At 59.7% G+C, this 22324-nt stretch carries 21 protein-coding genes and 1 tRNA gene; 9 read left to right on the top strand and 13 right to left on the bottom strand.

Translation table 11 applies throughout. The features are described 5' to 3' along the window. Window positions 1-2 precede the first annotated feature (2 nt). On the bottom strand, window positions 3-482 hold the full coding sequence (gene rplU, locus C5750_RS13200; protein ID WP_105734341.1) for a 50S ribosomal protein L21: 480 nt from the start codon (window positions 480-482) through the stop codon (window positions 3-5). Window positions 483-835: 353 nt separating this feature from the next. On the opposite strand from rplU, the gene C5750_RS13195 reads away from it, so the two are divergent. Beyond that, window positions 836-925 (top strand) — tRNA-Ser (locus C5750_RS13195). A gap of 85 nt (window positions 926-1010) precedes the next feature. Here C5750_RS13195 and C5750_RS13190 read toward each other — a convergent pair. The 4 genes from C5750_RS13190 to C5750_RS13180 all read right to left on the bottom strand — a co-directional run bounded on the left by C5750_RS13190 (window position 1011) and on the right by C5750_RS13180 (window position 3496). Beyond that, entirely contained in the window at window positions 1011-1802 is a 792-nt protein-coding gene (locus tag C5750_RS13190; protein ID WP_105734340.1) for a head GIN domain-containing protein, read from the bottom strand. Between the two features lie 90 nt (window positions 1803-1892). Next, on the bottom strand, window positions 1893-2045 hold the full coding sequence (locus C5750_RS26550) for a hypothetical protein (RefSeq protein WP_158531329.1): 153 nt from the start codon (window positions 2043-2045) through the stop codon (window positions 1893-1895). A gap of 3 nt (window positions 2046-2048) precedes the next feature. Continuing rightward, window positions 2049-2306 (bottom strand): hypothetical protein, encoded by a 258-nt coding sequence (locus C5750_RS13185; protein ID WP_105734339.1) that lies wholly within the window; start codon window positions 2304-2306, stop codon window positions 2049-2051. Between the two features lie 203 nt (window positions 2307-2509). After that, window positions 2510-3496: an MlaD family protein gene (locus tag C5750_RS13180; protein ID WP_105734338.1), complete on the bottom strand. Its 987-nt coding sequence runs from the start codon at window positions 3494-3496 to the stop codon at window positions 2510-2512. A gap of 278 nt (window positions 3497-3774) precedes the next feature. On the opposite strand from C5750_RS13180, the gene C5750_RS13175 reads away from it, so the two are divergent. Then, window positions 3775-4224, top strand: a complete 450-nt coding sequence (locus C5750_RS13175) for a hypothetical protein (RefSeq protein ID WP_105734337.1) — start codon at window positions 3775-3777, stop codon at window positions 4222-4224. A 29-nt stretch (window positions 4225-4253) separates the two neighbouring features. Here the strand turns inward: C5750_RS13175 and C5750_RS13170 are convergent, their stop codons facing one another. Continuing rightward, entirely contained in the window at window positions 4254-4934 is a 681-nt protein-coding gene (locus C5750_RS13170; RefSeq protein ID WP_105734630.1) for a superoxide dismutase, read from the bottom strand. A gap of 323 nt (window positions 4935-5257) precedes the next feature. On the opposite strand from C5750_RS13170, the gene C5750_RS13165 reads away from it, so the two are divergent. The 3 genes from C5750_RS13165 to C5750_RS13155 all read left to right on the top strand — a co-directional run bounded on the left by C5750_RS13165 (window position 5258) and on the right by C5750_RS13155 (window position 9278). After that, the gene (locus C5750_RS13165) at window positions 5258-6571 is read left to right on the top strand and encodes an MFS transporter (RefSeq protein WP_105734336.1); all 1314 of its coding nucleotides are present in this window, start codon (window positions 5258-5260) and stop codon (window positions 6569-6571) included. An 80-nt stretch (window positions 6572-6651) separates the two neighbouring features. Beyond that, a complete protein-coding gene (locus tag C5750_RS13160; RefSeq protein WP_105734335.1) occupies window positions 6652-7902 on the top strand; it encodes an aminopeptidase in 1251 nt (416 codons plus the stop codon). An 86-nt stretch (window positions 7903-7988) separates the two neighbouring features. After that, window positions 7989-9278 carry an MFS transporter gene (locus tag C5750_RS13155; protein WP_105734334.1) on the top strand — a complete coding sequence of 430 codons (1290 nt, stop codon included), beginning with the start codon at window positions 7989-7991 and terminating at the stop codon, window positions 9276-9278. 37 nt (window positions 9279-9315) lie between these two features. Here the strand turns inward: C5750_RS13155 and C5750_RS13150 are convergent, their stop codons facing one another. The 4 genes from C5750_RS13150 to C5750_RS13135 all read right to left on the bottom strand — a co-directional run bounded on the left by C5750_RS13150 (window position 9316) and on the right by C5750_RS13135 (window position 13301). After that, window positions 9316-10107, bottom strand: coding sequence for an ABC transporter permease (locus tag C5750_RS13150; protein WP_105734333.1), 792 nt, complete (start codon window positions 10105-10107; stop codon window positions 9316-9318). Then, window positions 10104-10955: an ABC transporter ATP-binding protein gene (locus tag C5750_RS13145; RefSeq protein WP_105734332.1), complete on the bottom strand. Its 852-nt coding sequence runs from the start codon at window positions 10953-10955 to the stop codon at window positions 10104-10106. The genes C5750_RS13150 and C5750_RS13145 overlap by 4 nt, the downstream gene beginning before the upstream one ends. 13 nt (window positions 10956-10968) lie before the next feature. After that, window positions 10969-11988: an ABC transporter substrate-binding protein gene (locus C5750_RS13140; RefSeq protein ID WP_105734331.1), complete on the bottom strand. Its 1020-nt coding sequence runs from the start codon at window positions 11986-11988 to the stop codon at window positions 10969-10971. A 209-nt stretch (window positions 11989-12197) separates the two neighbouring features. Then, on the bottom strand, window positions 12198-13301 hold the full coding sequence (locus C5750_RS13135) for a saccharopine dehydrogenase family protein (RefSeq protein WP_105734330.1): 1104 nt from the start codon (window positions 13299-13301) through the stop codon (window positions 12198-12200). Window positions 13302-13423: 122 nt separating this feature from the next. On the opposite strand from C5750_RS13135, the gene C5750_RS13130 reads away from it, so the two are divergent. The 4 genes from C5750_RS13130 to C5750_RS13115 all read left to right on the top strand — a co-directional run bounded on the left by C5750_RS13130 (window position 13424) and on the right by C5750_RS13115 (window position 19446). Next, window positions 13424-13852 carry an Lrp/AsnC family transcriptional regulator gene (locus tag C5750_RS13130; protein ID WP_105734329.1) on the top strand — a complete coding sequence of 143 codons (429 nt, stop codon included), beginning with the start codon at window positions 13424-13426 and terminating at the stop codon, window positions 13850-13852. Between the two features lie 92 nt (window positions 13853-13944). Next, a complete protein-coding gene (locus C5750_RS13125) occupies window positions 13945-14730 on the top strand; it encodes an ImuA family protein (RefSeq protein ID WP_105734328.1) in 786 nt (261 codons plus the stop codon). Continuing rightward, window positions 14639-16195, top strand: coding sequence for a Y-family DNA polymerase (locus tag C5750_RS13120; RefSeq protein WP_105734327.1), 1557 nt, complete (start codon window positions 14639-14641; stop codon window positions 16193-16195). The genes C5750_RS13125 and C5750_RS13120 overlap by 92 nt, the downstream gene beginning before the upstream one ends. Beyond that, the gene (locus C5750_RS13115) at window positions 16195-19446 is read left to right on the top strand and encodes an error-prone DNA polymerase (protein WP_105734326.1); all 3252 of its coding nucleotides are present in this window, start codon (window positions 16195-16197) and stop codon (window positions 19444-19446) included. Before C5750_RS13120 ends, C5750_RS13115 begins: the two co-directional genes overlap by 1 nt. 12 nt (window positions 19447-19458) lie before the next feature. Here C5750_RS13115 and C5750_RS13110 read toward each other — a convergent pair whose 3' ends face one another. The 3 genes from C5750_RS13110 to C5750_RS13100 form a co-directional block, all read right to left on the bottom strand. Beyond that, the gene (locus C5750_RS13110) at window positions 19459-19701 is read right to left on the bottom strand and encodes a DUF768 domain-containing protein (RefSeq protein ID WP_105734325.1); all 243 of its coding nucleotides are present in this window, start codon (window positions 19699-19701) and stop codon (window positions 19459-19461) included. Window positions 19702-19886: 185 nt separating this feature from the next. Next, on the bottom strand, window positions 19887-20078 hold the full coding sequence (locus tag C5750_RS13105; RefSeq protein WP_105734324.1) for a CsbD family protein: 192 nt from the start codon (window positions 20076-20078) through the stop codon (window positions 19887-19889). Window positions 20079-20330: 252 nt separating this feature from the next. Then, on the bottom strand, window positions 20331-22283 hold the full coding sequence (locus tag C5750_RS13100) for an AI-2E family transporter (protein WP_105734323.1): 1953 nt from the start codon (window positions 22281-22283) through the stop codon (window positions 20331-20333). Between the last annotated feature and the right edge of the window lie 41 nt (window positions 22284-22324).

Raw genomic sequence — 22324 nt, 5'->3', positions numbered from 1 at the left:
TCTTACTCGCCCGAAGCGGGCTTTTCGGCCTTGGCAGCGGCCTTCTTCGGCGCAGCTTTGGCTTTCGGTGCGGCTTTAGTCTCGGTTGCTTCCGCAGCGGCAGCTTCCGCCTTCGGAGCAGGCTTCTTGTTGACCGGCTTTTCAGCGGCAGTCTTCGAAGGCTTGGCACCACCCGTCAGGATCTCGGCGATCCGGATCGTCGTCAGTTCCTGACGATGACCGCGTGTACGCTTGGAGTTCTGGCGACGACGCTTCTTGAAAGCGATGACCTTGCGTGCCCGGCCCTGCTCGACGACTTCGGCTGTGACCAGCGCGCCGCCAACGGTCGGAGCACCGATCGTAGCGTCTGCACCGACGCCAACCATCAGAACTTCGGCAAATTCAACGATGTCGCCAGCATTGCCGGCAACTTTTTCGACCTTCAGGAGGTCATTGGCGGCAACGCGATACTGCTTACCACCGGTCTTGATGACTGCGAACATTTTATGCCCTTTCGGCGTTCGGTTCGGTTTTTTGCCGTTTGAAGGGCGCTAACCGTCTTTTTGTCAGTCGTGACATATTAATCGAAAGATGCCTGCAACCCCTTGCGGATATGGGCACCCGGACTCAAAAACAAACGGCGCGGAGAATCCCCCACGCCAGTCGTCGGGCGCTTATAAGGTGAGGATTATGCGAGAGTCAAGAAATTTAACGCAAAATTGCTCTTGTATCCTTGCGCTTTGCCCGCTATCTAGCGCGTCGCACGCTCAAGCCAAGTCCTTCGGGACATCGCGGCACCGGCTGGGAGAACATCCCGGCTTTATCAGGTCTCTGTTCATGACGGGGGCTTTTACGCGGAGAGGTGGCTGAGTGGTTGAAAGCACCGCACTCGAAATGCGGCATGGGGGCAACTCCATCGGGGGTTCAAATCCCTCCCTCTCCGCCATTACTTTCCCGGAAACCGGTCTCCGACTTCAGTGCCATCGGTATCGCCGGACAAATCAACCACATCCACGCAAACGTCGAAATGCCTACCTCTCCCCGAGCGGCGTGACGCGCATTGAGCCATGGCCGCGCTGTTTGACCGCCGGCTGGCCGTAATACTCCACCTTGCCGCTGCCGTTCACGGAAATATCCAGCGTGTTCTTCGCCTGGACCAGGGCGCTGCCGCTGCCTGAAATATCCACCTTGGTTGCATCGGTGGCCAGATCGCCATTGTTATAGGCACCTGAACCATCCAGATCGAGATCCTGTATCTGTGCCTTGCCGCCAAGGCTGATCTGCCCCGAACCGGTGATCGCGGCATCGACATTGCCGGCCGCTATATTGTCCAGTTTCACGCTGCCCGAACCGGTCACCCGGGGCAGAATCTGATCGGCGCTCAGCGCGTCAAAATGGATATCGCCTGAGCCGGAGAGATCGATTTTCACCATGCTGCCCTTGAATGCGCCGGCGTGGATGCTGCCCGAACCGGACAATGTGACCCGGCTGAGGTCCTTGACCGTAATGTCGTAGGTAACCGTCTTCGACGGCACGATTTCGATCCTGCCGCGGATGCCAAGCACGAGATCGTCGCCTTTCACGCCGATATCAAGCAAAGGCAGGATATTGTCATCCGTCGTGACAATGAGCGCCTCGACATCCCCCTGCTTCACCTGGACATTGCCGATGCCTTGCAGGGTAATCCCATCGAATGTCTCGATATCGATGGTCTTGGCAACGACATGCCCCGAACCGGCGATCTGCTCCTTCTTGAGAATTTCGAATGAAACGAGCGCAATGAAAAACAAAACAATTAAAAACATGCCGGACATGCGAGCCATTATGAAGCCTCCATAGGCACGGCACCATACACTATGGGGATTACGCGAAGATGTCCGCAGCGCGTCAAGACCGTTTTGGCATGGGGGCGGTTAACCCGCCGCCCGGAACAGGCCAATGATGCGGCCCAGCAGAAACATTGCCGGGTAAAACAGAACCGAACTCACACCGGCGGCAAACACAAGCACCAGAACAAACTGTACCGGAGACAGCGCCCCGGATTGCTGCGGTTCCGGTTCCCCCATGCGTCATCCCCCAGCTTTGCGCGCCTCGAATTCAACCCTGACTTTTTCCGCCAGCTTCAGCAATGTATCCTTGCATGATTTGCGATCCATATCCGTTGGCTGTTTGGGCGATGCGATCAGCCCCTTCAGCCAGCCGCGAACGGTCCGGTCAGCCTCTTCAGGCGAACGGCCGAGCGCCTTGAGGATGGTCTCGCTGCTTTCGATGGCGGAGTAATGCGGCTCGCGGCCAAGCGCATTCTGGCATTGATAAGAGGTTGTCACGAGTTACCTGACATCCGCCACAAGCCCGGTATCGCCGCCCCTACCGCCGGATGGCGTTGTGCAGCCTGCAAGCGCCGCAATCACAAGTCCTGTACCGATCACACTCAACCGCATCATGTCCCCCTACAGGGTTGCAACGCTATCCATCGAATGCCGGTGTGTCGAGCACTACCTTGGGCGCCTGGCCGGTGGCGGCCAAGGGGTCAGCGCCGTCCGCTATATTCCGGAACCTTGCTCTCCCCGCCGAACAACGTTTCCCGCGGATTGCTGTCGAAGGTGGAAATCGCCCGTTCGATGGTCTCGACCGAGCGGCGGCTGTCGGAAATGAATTTTTGCGCATTGCGCAGTTTCTCACCGGTATAGGTTCCCAGCGTTTTCAGGATCGGCGCCAGCCGGGCCTGCAAGCTGTCGGCCGTATCGCGATAGGATTGCAGCTGTTCGCGGATATTGGCGACCGTGCTGCCCTTGTCGTCGGAGAGTTCCCTGTTCAGTTTCGTCAGCGCATCGTCAACCTTGACGGAGGCCTCGTTGATCCGCGACATGGTTTCGCGCGCATCCTTTATGACGGCTTGCACATCCTGCGCCCGCTGTCCGTAACGGTTGATCATATCGGTGCTGTCGGCAAGCTGCTGGGTGAACGCCTTGGCTTCGTGCGCCCGGTCGAGCGCCGGCCCTTTCATCTCGTCCAGATAATTTTCGGTGGCATCCATGGCGCGATCCACGCGCTGCAATACATCCTGTACGGTCTGGACAAGGGTTTTCAGGGATGACGGGTCGATATCGATCCGCGCGACCGTATCTTCCTTTTCGGCTTCTTCGAGCAGCTTCGGTTCGTAGCTCTTGCCGCCCTTCAGCTCGATATAGGCCTGTCCGGTCAAAAGGACGAAAGCCAGTTCCGCCTGGGTCGAGCGCGTGATCGGCGTGGTTGCATCGATCTGCGTCTGGGCGATCACTACATCGGGATTGCTCGCATCGATGAAAAGCCGGGTCACCTCGCCAACCTTCAAGCCATTGAACAGGACCTGGCTTTTCACGGCCAGCCCCGTGACGGAACCGGGAATGCGGATCTCCAGCATTGCCGTGGGCCGCGTGTCGCCCAAGCGCTCGATCCAATAGACAAAGCCAAAGGCCAGCGCACTCACCAGCAGGGTGAAAATACTGACCACAAGATAATTGGCCTTGGTTTCCATTCACAATTCCATTCATTCAGGCCGACAGGTCTGCAACCTTATCGTGCAATATCCCTAACCCCGCACGTTACAGAACGCCACCATGTTCTTGCGGTTCCGGCACGGGCGTTACGGCATTGGGCCGCCGCCGTAACGCCGCCGCGTTACGTAACCCACGCCATCGTAACGATTGTTATCCACAGTCTGTGTGTTACGTGACCATAATGTTGCCCGTTGGGGCACACACCCCTATCAAGTTCATGCGAGTGATTCGCGTTCGTTACGGCACAGACATACCCATGGCACTATCCAACGCAGAGAGACAGAAACGGCACCGGGAACGGCAAAAGCAGAAGCTTGCCGCGGCCGCGCCGGGCCTTGCAGCCCAATATGAAAACGTCGGTGCGGACCTGCGCGAAAAACTCTACAGGCTCATCGATGCGGAAAATCAGCGGCGCGATCGCATCCGCCCCACCGCCGAAGAGGCGCTGGAGCCAACCGATTTCAGCCGGGTTATTCTCGATATCGCCCTGGATGAAGACCATTCCGGCCTCGCCAGCAAGGCACGCATGATCCTGCTTGGCGCCCTGTGCATGGGCGAAAGCTCGGAGAAGGAAATCCGCGAGGCGCGCCTGGAGAAGGATGCGGCGCTGGCGCAGGAAACGGCGGATGACGACGGGCAGGACGGCGAACCGCAAGGGCGCATCAGCCCGCTCGAACATTACATCCGCGTGCCGAATTTCGGCTAGGCTCCGCGCCATCGCGGCAAACAGCCGGATCAGGCGTCGAACCGGTCGGAAACGAACTGCCAGTTAACCAGCTTGTCGAGAACCGCCGCCACATGTTCGGCGCGGCGGTTTTCATAGTCGAGATAATAGGCGTGCTCCCACACATCGATGCCAAGCACGGCCTTCCCGCCTTCGGCCAGCGGATCGCCGGCGTCTTTCATGCCCGTCACGGCAATCTTGTCACCATCCCTGACCAGCCAGACCCAGCCTGTCCCGAACACATTGTCTGCTTCGGCAACAATCTTCTTCTTCAAGCCATCGATCCCGCCAAAACCGCTTTCTGCGGCTGCGGCGAAGGCACCCTTGGCTGGCGCGGAGCCGCCCTGGAATTGCTGCCAGTACAGATTGTGATTCCAGGCCTGCGCCGCATTGTTGAAGACCGGCGCATTGCCGTCTTTCTTCGCCCGCACCACCACCTCTTCAAGGGAAAGGTCGGCATAGGGCGTCTTTTCCACCAGGGTGTTCAGCTTCTTGAAATAACCCGCATGGTGCTTGTCATAATGCAGCCCGACGGTGCGCGCGGAGATGACAGGCGCCAGGGCGTCTTCGGCATAGGGCAGTTCCGGCAGCTTGAAAGGGGCGGCGGCATGCGCCTGAATGGCCGGGGCAAAGAGGGTTGCGGCTGCCACGGTGCCCGAAAGGACGAGCATATCGCGTCTGTTGAGATCCATCTTCTTCTCCTGAGGATTGTTGCGGGCAAATGACGGAATGCGCGCAAAACCTGTGATGCATTGCGCCTTTCCCACCATGAAAACGGCACTGCCCCGAGGGAGTTCCCGGATCATGGCAATTTTCCGCTCGTTTCGATCACGCTTTGGTGCAGGTGCACGTCAGCGGATCGCGTCAAAATCGGCCGGGCAGATAAGGATTTGAATTCTGGCCGGGGCTGCCCTAAGACTTGGAGGCAGGGAGTCCCTGTTTCACACCGAAGAAACGCCATGCCGGAAATCAGCGCCGCGCAGACGGTCAGCCACAATCATAGGTAGGAATTTTCATGAGCGATATTGCCGAAACCGCACCCATTGCCGTTGCACCCGACGTTAAAACCCGACTGAAATCCATCATCGGCGGATCGGCGGGCAATCTTGTCGAGTGGTATGACTGGTATGTCTATGCCGCTTTCACGCTTTACTTTGCGCCTGTCTTTTTCCCTTCCGGCAACCAGACCGCCGAGCTCCTGAGCGCCGCAGCCGTCTTCGCCGTCGGCTTCCTGATGCGCCCGATCGGGGCCTGGGTCATGGGCATCTATGCCGATCGCAAGGGCCGCAAGGCGGGCCTTACCCTGTCCGTAACGCTGATGTGCCTTGGCTCCCTGCTGATCGCCATCACACCGGGTTACGCGACAATCGGCCTGCTGGCACCGACGCTTCTGGTCATCGCACGCCTGCTGCAGGGCCTGAGTGTCGGCGGCGAATATGGCGCCAGCGCAACCTATCTGAGCGAGATGGCCGGCAAGAACCGTCGCGGTTTCTATTCGAGCTTCCAGTACGTGACGCTGATTTCCGGACAGCTCGTTGCCCTTGTGGTCCTGCTTATCCTGCAGCGCATTCTCACGCCCGAGCAGCTCGGCGCATGGGGCTGGCGCATTCCTTTCGCCATTGGCGGTTTCCTGGCCATCGCGGTTTTCTACATTCGCCGCGGCCTTGCCGAAACCCAGTCCTTTCACAATGCCAAGAATGATGACAAGCCGAAATCCAGCGGCTTTGCCCTGTTCCGGCACTATCCGAAAGAAGCCTTCACCGTTCTGGCACTGACATCCGGCGGTACGCTCGCCTTCTATGCCTACACCACATACCTGCAGAAATTCCTCGTCAACACCTCCGGCTTCAGCAAGGAATCGTCGAGCGAAATCACCGCACTCGCCCTGCTGATCTTCATGCTGTGCCAGCCCATTGCCGGGGCTCTCTCGGACAGGATCGGCCGCAAGCCGCTGATGGTCGGCTTCGGCATTCTCGGCGTCCTCTTCACATACCTCATCTTCTCCACGCTGGCCGTCACCACCAGCCCCTACGTCGCCTTTGCTCTGTCGCTGGCCGGTCTCCTGATCGTCACCGGCTACACCTCCATCAACGCCGTGGTGAAGGCCGAGCTTTTCCCCGCGCATATCCGGGCGCTCGGTGTTGCCCTGCCCTATGCGCTTGCCAACACGATCTTCGGCGGCACTGCCGAATGGGTGGCGTTGAAGTTCAAGCAGATGGGCCACGAAACCTGGTTCTTCTGGTATGTCACCATCATGATCGGCCTGTCGCTGATCGTCTACATCAAGATGCGTGACAGCCGTGACCACAGCCTGATCCACGAGGATTGATCCGGCAGGCGGGGAAGCAGACTATTGCGCGACCCCGCCTTATCTCCCGTTCTCCATTCCGTTGTCACTCTGGAACCGCCATGACCACATCCGCAAAGACCAATATCGTTGATCCCGTCAAGCTTGACCGCCTGGCTGAAGTTGCCGTCAAAATCGGCCTGCAGCTGCAAGCGGGGCAGGACCTCCTGATAACAGCACCGCTGGCCGCACTGCCGCTGGTACGCCGCATCACCGAGCACGCCTACAAGGCGGGTGCCGGTCTGGTCACCTCCTTCTATGCGGACGAAGAAGCAACACTGGCGCGCTATCGTCATGCGCCGCTGGAGAGTTTCGACCATGCCGCCACATGGCTCTTCGAGGGAATGGCCAAGGCTTTTTCATCCAACACCGCGCGGCTTGCCATTGCCGGTGACAATCCGATGCTGCTTTCGGCGGAAGACCCGGAAAAGGTGGCCCGCGCCAACCGGGCAACCTCCAAGGCCTATCAGCCGGCACTGGAGAAAATTGCCGGTTTCGACGTCAACTGGAACATCGTTTCGTATCCGAATCCATCCTGGGCGAAGCAGGTTTTCCCGGATCTTTCCGAAGACGCAGCGGTTGCCAAATTGGCAGACGCCATCTTTGCCGCGTCGCGCGTGGACATTGACGATCCCGTCACCGCATGGCGGGAACACAATGCCGTGCTTGCCAAACGCCGCGAATGGCTGAATGGCCTCAACTTCGCCTCCCTGCACTTCAAGGGCCCCGGCACCGATCTGGTTGTCGGTCTTGCCGACGAGCACCGGTGGCAGGGTGGCGCCTCGACCGCCAAGAACGGCATCACCTGCAACCCGAACATTCCGACGGAAGAGGTGTTCACCACGCCGCACGCCCTGCGTGTGGACGGCCATGTCTCCAGCACAAAGCCTCTGTCCCATCAGGGCACGCTGATCGAGGATATCTCGGTGCGTTTCGAAGGCGGCAGGATCGTCGAGGCCAAGGCTTCTCGCGGCGAAGAGGTGTTCAACAAGGTGCTGAACACCGATGACGGGGCACGGCGTCTGGGCGAAGTGGCGCTGGTGCCGCATTCCTCGCCAATCTCGGCATCGGGCCTTCTCTTCTTCAACACCCTGTTTGATGAAAATGCCGCGAGCCATATCGCGCTCGGCCAGTGCTATTCCAAATGCTTCGTCAATGGCGACAAGCTGTCGGCCGAGGAGGTTGCGGCACGCGGCGGCAACAAGAGCCTCATTCATATCGACTGGATGATCGGATCGGGCGAGATCGATGTGGATGGCGTCCATGCAGACGGCAGTACAGTTCCGGTCATGCGCCGGGGAGAATGGGCCTGAGACAGCTGAAACGCATGCGTTGATGGTTACAAAATGAGCCAGTAGAACGCCTCCCGGGGTCAATCATGCCAATGGGAGGAAAATTCATGGCTCAGGACGGATTCGCAAAACGCGCGCGGCTGCTTTTCGCCAGCGCGGTGGGCACCATCATCGAGTGGTACGACTTCTTTGTTTTCGCCACCTGCGCGGTGCTGGTTTTCGACAAGGCGTTTTTCCCGACCGCGGATCCGGCAATCGGCATTCTGCTGGGCCTGAGCACCTTTGCCATCGGTTTTATTGCCCGCCCGCTTGGCGGCATCATTTTCGGCGTGCTAGGTGACCGTATCGGCCGCAAGAATGCGCTTGTGGTCAGCCTCGCCATGATGGGCGGGTCGACCTTTGCCATGGGCCTGTTGCCGACCTATGCCTCGGTTGGCGTTCTGGCACCCGCCTTGCTGGTGCTGCTGCGCATTTTCCAGGGGATTGCCGTCGGCGGCGAAGCCACGGGAGCACTGCTCATCGTCGCCGAGTCCATGCCGGGCAAGCAGCGTGGCTTCTGGACCAGTTTCCCGATGATCGGCGGCCCTGCGGCCAACGTGCTCGCCGCAGCCACGATCAGCTTCCTGACCCTGCGCTTCGGCGAGCAGGCGTTTGTCGACTGGGCATGGCGCCTGCCGTTCCTGTTCTCGATCGTTCTGGTTGTCCTTGGCTTCTGGATGCGCCGCAAAGTGGAGGAATCCCCAGCCTTCATCGAGCTGGTCGAAAAGCGCAAAGCCGTGCCAGCCGCGCCCCTGTCGGAAGCCTTCAAACATTTCAGCAAGCCGATGGGTCAGGTGTTTCTGGTCAAAACAGCCGAAAACACCCTGTTCTATCTGTTCACGACCTTCTTTCTCGTTCTCACCGTCCAGTTCCTCGGGCTGGCGCGGTCCGTCGGCGTGGGCGCTCTGTTCTGGGGCTCGATCCTTGAAGTCATCGTCATCATGGCCGCAGCCTATGCCTCGGATCGGTTTGGCCGCAAGCCATTGATGCTGCTGGGACTGGTTGGCGGCCTTGGCGCAGGTGCCTATCTGTTCAGCCTGCCGCACGGCGCCGATCCGCGTCTGGTCCTGCAGGCAACCCTGCTCACCCTGACATTCCACGGCATTATCGTCGGCAGCATGGCGCCGTTCTTTACGGAGCTGTTTCCGACCCATGTGCGCTATTCCGCCATGTCCATCAGCTATCAGGTCGCCTCGGTGGTCGGTGGCTCTGTTGCGCCGCTGATTGCGACGCTGCTCCTCAACGCAACCGGCACGCCGCATGCGGTCATCATCTACGCGGCAGTCATGGTCATTCCGGGCATTATCTGCGTGCTTCTGTCGAAGGAGACGCGCGGAGCGGATCTGACGGCCATCTGAATGCGGAGACCGCCGCCGGAATGCCGGTGGCGGCCGCCTATCTGCTTGAAATAACCGAGGTCCTGGGCCGCCAGACGAGCAGCCTGTTTTCGACCAGCGTCACCAGCCAGTCCACGAGAATGACAAAGCCCATCAGCACGAACATGCCGGCAAAAACACCGGTGACATCGAACACGCTCTCGGCCTCGTGGATGAGGTAGCCGAGCCCGGCGGCCGAGCCCAGATATTCGCCCACCACCGCACCGACCACGGCGAAACCCACCGATGTGTGCAGCGACGAGAACATCCATGAGAGGGCCGACGGCATGTAGACGTGCCGCAAGAGCTGCCGCTCGTTCATGCCGAGCATGCGGGCGTTGGAAAGAACCGCGGGACTGACTTCCTTGACGCCCTGATAGACATTGAAGAAGACGATGAAGAACACCAGCGTCACGCCCAGCGCCACCTTGGACCAGATGCCAAGCCCCAGCCAAAGCGCAAAGATCGGCGCGAGCACGACGCGCGGCAGGGCATTGGCCGCCTTGACATAGGGATCGAACACCGCGGCGAGCAAGGGCTTGCGGGCAAACCAGAACCCGATGATCACGCCGCCCAGCGAACCGATGATGAAGGCAAGCGCCGCCTCGGTCAGCGTGATGCCGAGGTGGTACCAGATCGATCCTTCCATGAACCACTGGACCATGCGCTTGCCGACTGCGAGAGGTTCGGCAAAGAAAAAGCTGATGGTTTTCGGATTGCCGATCAGGGTTGTCGTCGAGGCGATGTGCCAGAAGACCAGAGTGACAACCGCCACGAGAATCTGAAGGCTGATGAGCGTTAGTCGGTTCATGGCCGAACCTCTTCGGACTGCCGGTAACCCTTCAGGACTTCCTCTTTCAGGGCATTCCAGATTTCCCGGTGCACGTCATGGAACTGCGGTTCGGACTTGATGTCGGCCATGTTGCGCGGCCGCGCCAGCGGGATCGTGTAATTGCCGATGATACGGGATGACGGCCCCGCCGACATGATGATCACCCGGTCGGCAAGACCGATGGCCTCATCGAGATCGTGGGTGACGAACATCACCGCCTTGCGGTCCGCCGACCACAGATCGAGCAGGAGATCGCCCATGATCAGCCGTGTCTGGGCATCGAGCGGCCCGAACGGCTCATCCATGAGCAATATTTTGGGATGACGGATCAGCACCTGCGCCAGTCCGACGCGCTTGCGCTGGCCGCCCGACAGCATGTGCGGATAGCGGTCGGCGAAGGCCGCCAGTCCCACTTTACCGAGCCAGACACGCGCCTGCTCCAGGGCGTCGCGGCGCGGCGTGCCCGCCACCTCCAGCCCGATGGCCACATTGTCGATCGCGGTCTTCCAGGGCATGAGCGAATCCTGCTGGAAGAGATAGCCCGCATGCTTGTTCAAGCCCGACAGCGGCTTGGCAAACGTGCGGACCTGTCCCTGCGCCGGCTTGAGAAGACCCGCCGTCGCATTGAGCAGTGTCGATTTCCCGCAGCCGGTGGGACCGACAATCGCCACGAACTCCCGGTCGCTGACCACGAGATTCGTTTCACCGACCGCCTCATAGGTGCCGCCGCCCTGCAGGGGGAACGCAATATGGATGCCGCTCAGCTCAACGGCGTTGACATCCTCGGCCTCGTTCAGGTCCCGTGTGGTCTTCCGTGCAATGATCATTGGCCCTTATGCCTCACCCCTTGATGAAACGGTCATCATAGGTCGCGGCAAGGTCAATCGTCGCATTGGCGAATTCGGGATCGAGGATTTTCAGCGTGTTGAGAACGGACTGCATGCCTTCCATGGGCAGGACACCGTCCAGCGAATAGGTCGGCAGCGAATTGGCAATGGCCTTGATGTACAGCGGCTTGTCACCTAGCTGATACTCGGCGGGAACACTGTCGGCGATCTCTTCCGGCGTGGCGCTGTGCAGCCATTTCAGTGTTTTGACGAAAACACCCACCAGCGCCTTTGAGGTGTTGGGGTTCGCGTCGGCAAAGTCCTTCTTCACATAGAGCACCGCCGCCGGATTGGAGCCGCCGAACAGGGCGCGCGTACCTTCCTCGGTGCGCGTATCGATGAGGATTTTGATATCGCCATCGGCCTCGAGCTTGGCAATGACGGGATCGAGATGCGCAATCACATCCACCTGGCCCTGCTTGATCGCAGCGACAGCGCTGGCACCGCCGCCAATGCCGATCAGCGGCGCATCGCTGGCCTTCAGACCCGCCTTTACCATGGCGTATTGGATCGTCAGGGCCGTCGATGAACCGGGAGCCGTGACGCCAAGTTTCAGGCCGGTGAAATCGGCGGGAGATTTGACCTTGTCGGCCAGTTCCTTGCGCACGGCAATGACGATGGCCGGGAAACGCCCGAGTTCGCACAGCGCACGCACATCCTGCCCCTTCGCCTGCATGCGGATCGTGTGCTCGTAGGCACCGGTTACCACGTCGACGGAGCCGCCCACCAGCGCCTGCAGGGATTTTGCCCCGCCGCCGAAATCGTTGATCGTCACATCCAGACCGGCATCCTTGAAAAAGCCGCGGCGCTCGGCAATGGTCAGCGGGAGATAATAGAGGAGCGGTTTTCCGCCGACACCCAGCGTCAGGCTGGTCTTTTCCAGCGCTCCGCCTGTCTGTGCCATCAGTCCCGTGTTCGATGCCGCCAGCACCGACAGGGCGGCTGCGCCCACCAGAAATTCACGCCGTTCCATTGTCATCCTCCCGGCATCACCTCCCGTTCAGCAAGACATAGAAACGCCCTGGTGAGCCGCGTGATGTTCACTGTTTTCACATGTTTTCAAAACGCTACCACCCGGATTCCGGAAGCGCAAGGCAAGGAAATGGACGAAACCTGCAACAAAAACGCGCCGGATACGGGATCCGGCGCGTTGTTTTAACGGTTAGCCGACGAGCGGAACGATCAGGCGACGAGGCGTCCCGCTGTTTCGCTCTGGGCATAGGCCTTGCCGAAACGGTTGGCGAGGAAGGCATCAAGCGCGATATCCTCCTGTTTGAGGAAGCCCTGCTGCGGCAGGTCGCCATTGGCCAGCATGTCGAGAACGGCGCAGATGGCCGATGCCGTGGTGATCTGGATGCCGCTGTACAGCACGTCGCCGATATGGCCGCTATAGACCTTGTTGGCATAGGTTTCCTGCAAGAGGCGGCCCTTCTTGCGGCCGCTGACCGTGACGAAAATCACCACGACGTCCTGCATGGTCGAAGGCAGGGCGTTTTCCAGGATGTCCTTGAACACATCGCGGCGGTCCCGCAGGCCAAGATCATTGAGCAGGGCCTTCATGATGGCGGCATGGCCGGGATAGCGGATCGTGCGGTAGTTCAGTGTGCGGACCTTGCCGAGCAGCGTTTCGCACAGGGTGCCGAGACCGCCCGAGGTGTTGAAAGCCTCGTAGGTTACGCCGTCGAGCGAGAATTCCTCGCGCTCTTCCAGCGGCGGCACTTCCGTCAGTTCGCCGTCGACAATGGCTTCGCAAGGCTCGCAATATTCGTTGATGACACCGTCCGTGCTCCAGGTCAGGTTGTAGTTGAGCGCATTGGACGGGTACTGCGGCAACGCACCGACGCGCATGCGCACGCTTTCCAGCGTATCGAAGCGCTTGGCCAGATCATTGGCGACAATCGAGATGAAGCCCGGGGCCAGACCGCACTGGGGAATGAAGGCCGTCTTTGCCGTGGCCGCAAGCTGCTTGACGATACGGGTGCTGGCAACATCCTCGGTCAGGTCGAGATAATGCACGCCCGACGACGCAGCGGCTTGTGCAATGCGCGTTGTCAGGTGGAAGGGAGCGGCGCTGAGCACGGCGAATTTGCCGGCGAGAACCTTTTCAAGCGCGCCTTCTTCAGCAATCTCGATGCAGCGGGTAACGACGAGCGGGGAAACATCCAGGGCATCAAGCTGTGCCTGGGCGCGGTCGACGACCGTTACGCGGTAATCTCCGGTGTTTGCGAGCAGGTTGGCGATTGTTCCGCCGATTTTGCCTGCACCGACGATGACGATCTCTTTCATGTGATTCCCCTTGGATATAAAAAAGTTATAAAGATTTTCGCAGGCTTGCTCGTCGAAATGAAGCGTGTAAACTGACGATATTACGACCATTTTTTTACAATATGCCGTATGAGTTTGACATTATGCTGACAGATGCCGACCACGCCCTGCTTTCCCTGCTGCGCGAGAACGCCCGCGCCTCGACCGCCGACCTCGCCCGCAAGCTCGGCGTGTCGCGCACCACCGTGCAAAGCCGTATCGAGCGGCTGGAAAAGCGCGGCATGATTCGCGGCTACAGCGTGCTGCTTTCCCCCGAATATGAGCGGGATCTGGTCAAGGCGCATGTGCTGGTCACGGCCCTGCCGAAATTTGCCAAGCGGGTCGAAGCGGCATTGCGCGAAATCGCCTGGGTGCGGACCCTGCATTCTGTCAGCGGGCAATACGACATGATCGTCATCCTGGAAGCGCCGTCCATCAACGAACTTGACACATTGCTGGACCGGATCGGTGCCCTGGAAGGCGTGGAGCGCACCATTTCGTCCATCATCCTCTCCACGCGCATCGACCGCTGACCCCCAATACGTCCCTCTTCGGACTCCGCTTGACTCTTTGGCCGAATGGATTCCATAATAGAACATATCATGAACATTCAGGGGAAACCGTGGTGACAACCGTCAACCTTACGGCGTTGCGGCGCGATATCGCGTCTTTAAGCGAGCGGAATGCGCTGGAAGCGCAGGCGCCGCGCAGTGCTTTTGGTTTCGGCGACAGAAGCATCGACAAGGTGCTGGGCAAGGGACTACAGCGCGGCGCGCTGCATGAGGTCTTTGCAGCGCAAATGCACGATGCGGGCGCAGCGACCGGCTTCGTCATCGCCTTAGCCTTGCGTTCGTCCAGTGACCAGAGCCCCATTGTCTGGCTCGAAGAGGATTTTGCCGCGCAGGAACATGGTTTTCCCTATGCGCCGGGGCTGAACCATCTCGGTCTTGATCCGCAGCGGCTCGTCATCGTGCGCTGTTCGTCGCCGCAGGATGTGCTGAAAGCTGCCTCAGACAGCCTTGGCATCCGCGGAACGGGCGCCGTCATCATAGCACCGTGGAGCAATCCGAAATGCCTTGACCTGACAGCCACGCGCAAATTGCTGCTGACCGCCCAGCAGACGGGCGTGCCCGCCTTCCTGCTGCGGCTCGGCGCCATTCCAATCGACAATTCCGCTGTGACCCGCTGGATGATCCGCTCGAACGCGTCGCGGTCGAGCGGCGCCAATGCGCCGGGTCACCCGGTGTTTGACGCCACCCTTATACGCAACAGGCAGGGCATGACGGGCCATTGGATCCTGCAATGGGAGAGTGACAATCATGTTTTCAGACAGATCGAACCGGTTTCTGGCGCTGTGGTTTCCACACCTGCCCACCGACCGCCTCAAACGCGAAAATCCGCAACGGGCTGAGTCCGGCCAGTTTCTGATTGTCGTTGACAAGGTTGCCAATGCCTTGCGCCTGACAGCCCTTGACGAACGCGCCGCCAAGGCCGGCCTGTTCAAGACCATGGCCTTGACCGACGCCCGGGCGCAGTTCGAAAATCTCGACATCGCCTTCGCGTCTCCGCGCAAGGACGCCGCCCTTTTGGAAAAACTGGCCGACTGGTGCGACCGCTATACGCCGCTGGTCGCGCTTGACGGTGCCGACGGGCTTATGCTCGACATCACCGGCTGCGTGCATCTCTTCGGTGACGAGCATCAGTTGCGCCGGGATATCCACCAGCGCCTGAGCCAGCATGGCGTGGTGGTCCGCTCGGCCATTACAGGCAATGCGGCGGCGGCCCATGCTTTCGCACGTCATTCGGCGGGAGACGTGATCGAGGATTCCGCGCTCACACAAAAACTGCGCCGCTTGCGTCTCGTCAGCCTCGAGATCGAAGATGTTCATCTGGCCGGATTGAAGAGAGCCGGGCTGCGCACCATCGGCGATGTCGAAGTGCTTCCCCGTGCGGCCCTTGCCGCGCGTTTCGGCGCCGGGCTGGTCGAGCGCCTCGACGCTCTTTTCGGATATGCGCACCACCCGATCTCCCCCCGGTGCGTCGTACCCGCCTGCATGGTCGAGCGGCGCATGGCCGAACCCTTGATTGTCATGGACAGCGTTGAGCGGGTGCTGCATGCACTTGGCGACGAACTTTTCCGGCAATTGCAGCAGCGTGTCGAGGGCGCGCGGGAAGTCGAGGCTTCGTTCTTCCGTGTCGATGGCGAGGTCAGGCGGATCGGCATTCAGGCCGGACGGCCGCTGACCGACACCAAAACCCTGTTCAGGCTGTTGAAGGAGCGGCTTTCCACACTCGCCGAACCGCTTGATGCCGGTTACGGTTTTGACATCATCCGTCTTGCGGCAGTGCGGGCCGAGCGAACCCAAACCATCCAGAAAAGCCTCGACAGCACGGTTCAGGAAACCGAGGAGATTGGCGGGCTGATTGACCGCCTGTCGATCCGTCTCGGGACAGGGCGGGTCCTGCGCCCGCATCCCGTCGACACACATATTCCCGAGCGCGCCGTTTCATTGGAACCGGCTGTTCACACCGCCGCAAATCCGCCGGTCGAATGGGCGCCCGTTCAGCACCCGGGCGAGCCGCCCGAGCGTCCGGTCCGGCTGTTCCAGCCGCCGGAACAGATTGAAACGACGGCGGGAATTCCCGATGGCGCCCCGGCACAATTCGTCTGGCGGCGGGTCCGGCACACTATCGTCCTCGCCGAAGGGCCGGAGCGCATCGCGCCGGAATGGTGGCGGGAACATGCCGGGGCCCTGACACGGGATTATTACCGCCTCGAAGACAACCGGGGGCACCGTTTCTGGGTCTTTCGCGAAGGCCTGTATGAGCGCGGCCAGACCACGCCGCGCTGGTACCTGCATGGGCTTTTTGCCTGATGCCCGGCTATACGGAACTTGCCGTCACCAGCAATTTCTCCTTTCTCGAAGGCGCTTCGCAGCCGGAGGAATTGGTGCAGGCAGCGGCATTGCTCGGCCTTGAGGGCATAGGCATCGCCGACCGCAACACGCTTGCCGGGGTGGTGCGGGCCTATAAGGCGCATCAGGAACTGACGCAGGAGCAGGGGATAAAGCTCAATCTCTTTATCGGCTGCCGGCTGATGTTCATCGACGGCACGCCCGATCTGGTCGTCTATCCGCGCGACCGCCCGGCCTACGGGCAGCTGTGCCGCCTTTTGAGCGAGGGGAAGACGCGGGCGGGGATCAAGGGCGAGTGCCATCTGGTGCTGGAGGATTTCCTTTTCCGCGCCAAGGATTTCCAGACGGTGGTCATGCCATCAGGACAGCCGGATGAAAATCTCGGACCTGTACTGAAAAAACTAGGCGTCGTTGCACCTGATTGCATCTGGCTTGGTCTTGCCATGTCCTATGACGGCGCTGACCGGCGCCATGGCGAAAAGCTGGAGCGCATCGCCGCCACGGCCGGTGTTCCGCTGCTGGCGATCAACAATGTGCTCTACCACACCGCCTCCCGCCGTCCGCTGCAGGATGTGCTGACCTGCATCCGCGACCATGTCACCATTGATACGGCTGGGCGCAGACTGGAGAAGAACGCGGAAAGGCATCTGAAATCGGCTGAAGAAATGCAGCATCTTTTCCGGCATTTTCCATCCGCCCTTGCGGAAATCCGCTGTTTCACCGCGCCCGTCACCTTCTCCCTTGGTGAACTGCAATACCATTATCCCGATGAGCCGGTGCCCCCCGGCAAGACCCCGCAGCAGCACCTCGCCGACGAGACATGGAAGGGGGCGGCGAAACGGTATCCCGACGGCATTCCTGAAATGGTTCGCGACCTTCTGAACAAGGAACTGACGCTGATCGGAACTTTGGGATATGCGCCGTATTTCCTGACGGTGCATGATATCGTCACCTATGCGCGGTCGCAGAACATCCTGTGCCAGGGCCGGGGTTCATCCGCCAACTCTGCCGTCTGCTATTGCCTGCACATCACCGCTGTCGATCCGACGAACGGCAATGCGCTGTTCGAACGCTTTCTCTCGGCCGAGCGCAAGGAACCGCCCGATATCGATGTCGATTTCGAGCACGAACGGCGCGAGGAAATCATGCAATGGGTTTACGGCCGCTACGGCCGCGACCGTGCGGCCATCGTCGCGACCGTGATCAGCTACCGCCCGCGCAGCGCCATCCGCGATGTTGGCAAGGCCCTGGGGCTGACCGAAGATGTGACGGCTGCGCTTGCCAACACGGTCTGGGGCAGCTGGGGCTCCACCGTTGACCGGCAGCATGTGCGGCAGGCGGGTCTTGACCCCGACAACATCATGATCCGCCGCGCCGTCAAACTGGCGACGGAACTGCTCGGTTTTCCGCGCCATCTCTCGCAGCATGTCGGCGGCTTCGTCCTGACACGGGAGCGGCTTGACGAAACCGTTCCCATCGGACCTGCGGCCATGGAGGACCGTTCCTTCATCGAATGGGACAAGGACGATATCGATACGCTGCGGATCATGAAGGTCGATGTGCTGTCACTCGGCATGCTGACATGCATCCGCAAGGCTTTTGATCTCATTCATCTGCATAAGGAGGGCGAGCGCTTAGAACTTGCGACTGTCCCGCAAGGCGATCTGAAGGTCTACGACATGCTGTGCGCGGCGGACTCCCTTGGGGTGTTTCAGGTGGAAAGCCGTGCCCAGATGAACATGCTGCCACGCCTGCGCCCGCAGGAGTTTTACGACCTGGTCATCGAGGTCGCCATCGTGCGCCCAGGGCCGATACAAGGTGACATGGTGCATCCCTATTTGCGGCGGCGCAAAGGCATCGAGAATGTCGATTACCCATCGCCTTCTCCCAAATATGGCGACAAGGATGAACTGAAAAATGTTCTGATTAAAACATTGGGCGTTCCCCTGTTTCAGGAACAGGCCATGCGCATTGCCATTGAAGCGGCGGGTTTCACCCCCGATGAGGCCAACAAACTTCGCAGTGCCATGGCAACCTTCCGCAATCGCGGTACCATTCACAAGATGCAGGAGCAGATGGTCGAGGGCATGGTGCGCCGCGGCTATGAGCGCAGCTTTGCCGAAAACTGCTTCAACCAGATCAAAGGTTTCGGGGAATATGGTTTTCCGGAGAGCCATGCGGCGAGTTTTGCCATTCTCGTCTACGTTTCCTCCTGGATCAAATACCACCATCCGGAAGTGTTTGCTGCTGCCCTCCTCAATTCGCAGCCCATGGGTTTTTATGCCCCGGCCCAGATCATCCGCGACGCACGCGAGCACGATGTCGACGTGCGTCCTGTCGATGTCAATTTCAGCGAATGGGACAACACGCTGGAAAAGAAAAGCCACGGAAATCCTGCCATGCGCATGGGCTTTCGGCAGGTCGACGGCTTTTCGAAAGCCTGGGCCGACGAAATTTGCGCAAAGCGGAAAAAACCCTATGCGGACATTGAAGAGGTTCGCCGCCTGACGCGACTGGAGCGCCGCGCCTTTGTCCTGCTCGCCGATGCGGATGCGTTTCGTTCCCTCGCCATTGACCGGCGCGAAGCATTGTGGGCCGTGCGCAGATTTCCCGACAATACAACCTTGCCACTCTTCCAGATTGCTGAAACCAACGAGCTTGCGATGGAAGCGGAGACACGGCTGCCGCCTATGCAGATGGCAGAACATGTCATTGCCGACTATGAATCCCTCCGGCTTTCGCTCAAGGGCCATCCCCTGCAGTTTTTGCGGGACATGCTGGCCGGCGAAGGTGCCTTAACCTGCAGGCAAGCCACAGCGCTGGCCAGCAACAGGCGCGTCAAGCTTGCCGGCGTGGTCACGGTCCGCCAAAGGCCGGGCAGCGCCAAAGGCGTTGTCTTCATGACGATCGAGGATGAAACCGGCATTGCCAATATCATCGTCTGGTCGAAGACAATGGCGGCGTACCGCAAGGAAGTGATGAGTTCCCGCCTTATCCTGATCGAGGGAACGGTCCAGAGCAGCGATAATGTCACGCATATCGTTGCCCGCAAACTGATTGACCGCACGGCCGATCTCTATCGTCTTTCGGAACAATTGCCGCCCATGCCGGTATCGCATGCCGATGAAGTGGTCCATCCGGTCCCCGATCAGCCGAGAGCCCGTCATCCGCGCAAGGTCCGGATTCTGCCAAAATCCCGGGATTTTCATTAGAGCCTATCCTGCCTAGGCGCGTTTGCGCTCTGCGGCCAGGGCAGCCCGGTCGATGGCGGCGATCATGCAAATTTCCAGGTCGCCCAATCCGTCCAGAATCTCTTCCCTTGAAATACCGGCGGCTTCCGCTGCAGCGGTGCATTTGCCGACCAGTTGCTTGGGCCTTGGATCATGATGGGCCATGTCCGCCGGACGCGTGGCATGAACATTGGCCTCTATCCAGTGGTTGACGAAATCAATCGCACGTTGGCTCATGCTTTCCTCCTGTATATCACCAGTCAAAACTGCTGGCGGCGGAGAAGGTTGCGAAAAAACAAGATATCACACCACTCCTTTGGCCCAAACCACGAATTTGGATTGCAGTCCGGAACCACCGGTCATGGCCCAAAAAGCAACCGGCTCGATGACGAGCCGGTCCCAATTTCAGCCATGGAACACAATCAGGCGCGGTCAACCACCTTCTTCACCGCATCCTTGGCCTTGCCCTTCATCTGCTGGGCATCGCCCTTCAGTTCCTGGGCCTTGCCTTCAGCCTGCAGCTTCCGGGAACCCGTTGCCTTGCCGGCAGCCTGCTTGATATTGCCCGCCGCCTTGTTGGCGAGCCCGGAAATCTTGTCACCTGTGCTACCCATCGGTACACTCCTTCAAAGTTCACTCACCCGAGGTAAACGGCCGATGACATCTACGGTTCCCGTGAAACCGGATAAATTCAAAATATTGAATTAAAAGGATAATTTTGTGAATCCAAGCGAAAACCCGGTGCCCACGGGGGAACAGGCACCGGGTTCTGAACGTGCCGGTCAACGTGTGGCCAGCTTTTGTGAAACGTGACAGAGTCGTCTTGGTTCCCGCCAATGGAAAAGCTTTCCCGGATGGCGCAGATGTCACCCGGCGACATGTTTGATCGCCGCCTCGACGGTTGAGGCGAAATGACAGTTCCGGCTTGATCCAACGATCTTTTCACCATCGATGCCGCCCGCATCGTCGGCCCAGAATCCGACGATGATCTTGATGCGCGCATTCCGCCTGCGAATGCGGCGCACGAGATAGCGCGCATGGGCCACCGAGGACATGTTGAGATAGCTGATATAGATCGCATCCGCATCCGCGAGATCGAGCTTGGCGATATTCACAGCTTCCAGTTCGTCATGCGTGATGTCGCGAACCTCGAAGTCACGCCGCTCCAGGATATCGCCAATGATCACCGCCGCCGCGTCGTCGAGATCGCCCCGCCCGCCCGCGGAAATGATCGTCCTTGGCCCTTCGCTCTTGCTGCGCTTGCTCTTTGCCGGTTCAACCTGATCTTCACCGTCCTCCCCTTCCACGTCCTGATGTTCCGAGAGATTTTCCACAAGGCGCATCATGCTCTGCGCCACCCGGCTGCGACGCGGAGCATCCAGCACACCGCGCCCCCGGTCATGCTCGGCGAGAGACAGGGCAGGAACAGCAACCGATGCGTAGTAGTCAGCGATTGCCGACGACTGCAGATAGTCTTCCGCTTTTTCCGTCGCTTCATCAGGGTCGCCCGACAGCAGCCGCTGGTAAAGCTGTTGCTGCGGCGACAAGACGGGTTCGTTGCCGAGCAGCACATCCAGGAATTCGAAGCGCGGCACGTGACGCCCGAGCACGACAAGGCAGACCGTCAGCGGCGTGGAAAGCAGCAGCCCGATGGGCCCCCATATCCAGGTCCAGACAATGGCCGCAAGCAGGATGGCAACCGGCGAGAGGCCCGTCCTCGAGCCATAAAGCACCGGCTCCATGACATTGTTGCTGATCAGTTCGAGAACAATGAACAAGGCCGCGGTCCACAGCAACAGCATCCAGCCGGGATCGACCGCCAGCGCCAGCATGAGCGGGAAAGATGCGGCAATGAATGGTCCGATATAGGGGACAAAACGCAGGGCAATGGCCAGAAGGCCCCACAGCATCGGGTTGGGAATACCAATCAGCCAAAGACCGATGCCGATCGGAACACCAAAGCAGATATTGATCACCAGCTGCATCAGGAGGTACTGCCCGACCCGCTTTCCCGCATCGTGCAAGGCCGTGGTGGTGCGGTGAATATCGCTGGCGCCGACAAGCCGGATGAAACGGTCGCGCAGATCTTCGCGCCGCAGCAGCATGAAGATGACAAACACCACGACAATGCCAATCGTTGCCAACGGCTGGATTAAAGGCGCGGCAACGGTTTGCAGCACTTGCAGGGGATCAGGCGCCGGATTGCGGATTTCAACCGGAACAGGCTTGTCCGGATTGTCTTTGCCCAAGGGTGACGGGCTTCCTGCCTGATTGTCCGGCGCGACGTTTTCTGGAGGGTGTTGCGCCTGCGCCTCTGCGCCGTCTCGTGCGGGAAACCGCTCCACTTCATCGGAACGGCCGATTTCTTCGTTGAGCCGTTTGAACATGCGCGCGCCACGGTCAAAAATACCGTTGCCGGACTGTGCATCCTTGATCGTCCTGATCTTGGCCTCAATGTTGTACTGATAGCTCGGCAGGTTCTGCGCCAGAACCGTCAACTGACCGACCACAATGGTGGCAAACAGGAATATGGCGATAAAGGCGGTGAGCACCACGCTGACAACCGACAGAATCTTCGGCACACCAAAGCGGTGAAGCTGCGTGACCAGCGGCGACAAGGCAAAGGTCAAAAGCAGCGCAAGCGCGAGCGGAACAAAAATATCCCGGGCAAAGTAAAGCGCTGCGACGACCGCAATGGCCACAATGATGGGCGGGAACTGCATTCGCCCGTCATCGGCGGGCGCAGGCGCATAAATTGATTTTTGACTGACGCGCTCGACGGCGCGCGGCGACACCTCCCTCACAGTCTCAGAAGGCATGGCAAGTCCGCTTCTTCAAATTCATCAAAGTCCCTCTCCGT

Source organism: Phyllobacterium myrsinacearum (assembly GCF_002980555.1).
Taxonomy (GTDB): domain Bacteria; phylum Pseudomonadota; class Alphaproteobacteria; order Rhizobiales; family Rhizobiaceae; genus Phyllobacterium; species Phyllobacterium myrsinacearum.
This window is presented reverse-complemented; position numbering and strand designations above follow the sequence as displayed.

What these genes read in the sequence shown, in the direction of transcription:
- rplU (WP_105734341.1), bottom strand. Translation starts at nt 482, where the DNA reads ATGTTCGCAGTCATCAAGACCGGTGGTAAGCAGTATCGCGTTGCCGCC.
- C5750_RS13190 (WP_105734340.1), bottom strand. Translation starts at nt 1,802, where the DNA reads ATGGCTCGCATGTCCGGCATGTTTTTAATTGTTTTGTTTTTCATTGCG.
- C5750_RS26550 (WP_158531329.1), bottom strand. Translation starts at nt 2,045, where the DNA reads ATGGGGGAACCGGAACCGCAGCAATCCGGGGCGCTGTCTCCGGTACAG.
- C5750_RS13180 (WP_105734338.1), bottom strand. Translation starts at nt 3,496, where the DNA reads ATGGAAACCAAGGCCAATTATCTTGTGGTCAGTATTTTCACCCTGCTG.
- C5750_RS13175 (WP_105734337.1), top strand. Translation starts at nt 3,775, where the DNA reads ATGGCACTATCCAACGCAGAGAGACAGAAACGGCACCGGGAACGGCAA.
- C5750_RS13170 (WP_105734630.1), bottom strand. Translation starts at nt 4,934, where the DNA reads ATGGATCTCAACAGACGCGATATGCTCGTCCTTTCGGGCACCGTGGCA.
- C5750_RS13165 (WP_105734336.1), top strand. Translation starts at nt 5,258, where the DNA reads ATGAGCGATATTGCCGAAACCGCACCCATTGCCGTTGCACCCGACGTT.
- C5750_RS13160 (WP_105734335.1), top strand. Translation starts at nt 6,652, where the DNA reads ATGACCACATCCGCAAAGACCAATATCGTTGATCCCGTCAAGCTTGAC.
- C5750_RS13155 (WP_105734334.1), top strand. Translation starts at nt 7,989, where the DNA reads ATGGCTCAGGACGGATTCGCAAAACGCGCGCGGCTGCTTTTCGCCAGC.
- C5750_RS13150 (WP_105734333.1), bottom strand. Translation starts at nt 10,107, where the DNA reads ATGAACCGACTAACGCTCATCAGCCTTCAGATTCTCGTGGCGGTTGTC.
- C5750_RS13145 (WP_105734332.1), bottom strand. Translation starts at nt 10,955, where the DNA reads ATGATCATTGCACGGAAGACCACACGGGACCTGAACGAGGCCGAGGAT.
- C5750_RS13140 (WP_105734331.1), bottom strand. Translation starts at nt 11,988, where the DNA reads ATGGAACGGCGTGAATTTCTGGTGGGCGCAGCCGCCCTGTCGGTGCTG.
- C5750_RS13135 (WP_105734330.1), bottom strand. Translation starts at nt 13,301, where the DNA reads ATGAAAGAGATCGTCATCGTCGGTGCAGGCAAAATCGGCGGAACAATC.
- C5750_RS13130 (WP_105734329.1), top strand. Translation starts at nt 13,424, where the DNA reads ATGCTGACAGATGCCGACCACGCCCTGCTTTCCCTGCTGCGCGAGAAC.
- C5750_RS13120 (WP_105734327.1), top strand. Translation starts at nt 14,639, where the DNA reads ATGTTTTCAGACAGATCGAACCGGTTTCTGGCGCTGTGGTTTCCACAC.
- C5750_RS13115 (WP_105734326.1), top strand. Translation starts at nt 16,195, where the DNA reads ATGCCCGGCTATACGGAACTTGCCGTCACCAGCAATTTCTCCTTTCTC.
- C5750_RS13110 (WP_105734325.1), bottom strand. Translation starts at nt 19,701, where the DNA reads ATGAGCCAACGTGCGATTGATTTCGTCAACCACTGGATAGAGGCCAAT.
- C5750_RS13105 (WP_105734324.1), bottom strand. Translation starts at nt 20,078, where the DNA reads ATGGGTAGCACAGGTGACAAGATTTCCGGGCTCGCCAACAAGGCGGCG.
- C5750_RS13100 (WP_105734323.1), bottom strand. Translation starts at nt 22,283, where the DNA reads ATGCCTTCTGAGACTGTGAGGGAGGTGTCGCCGCGCGCCGTCGAGCGC.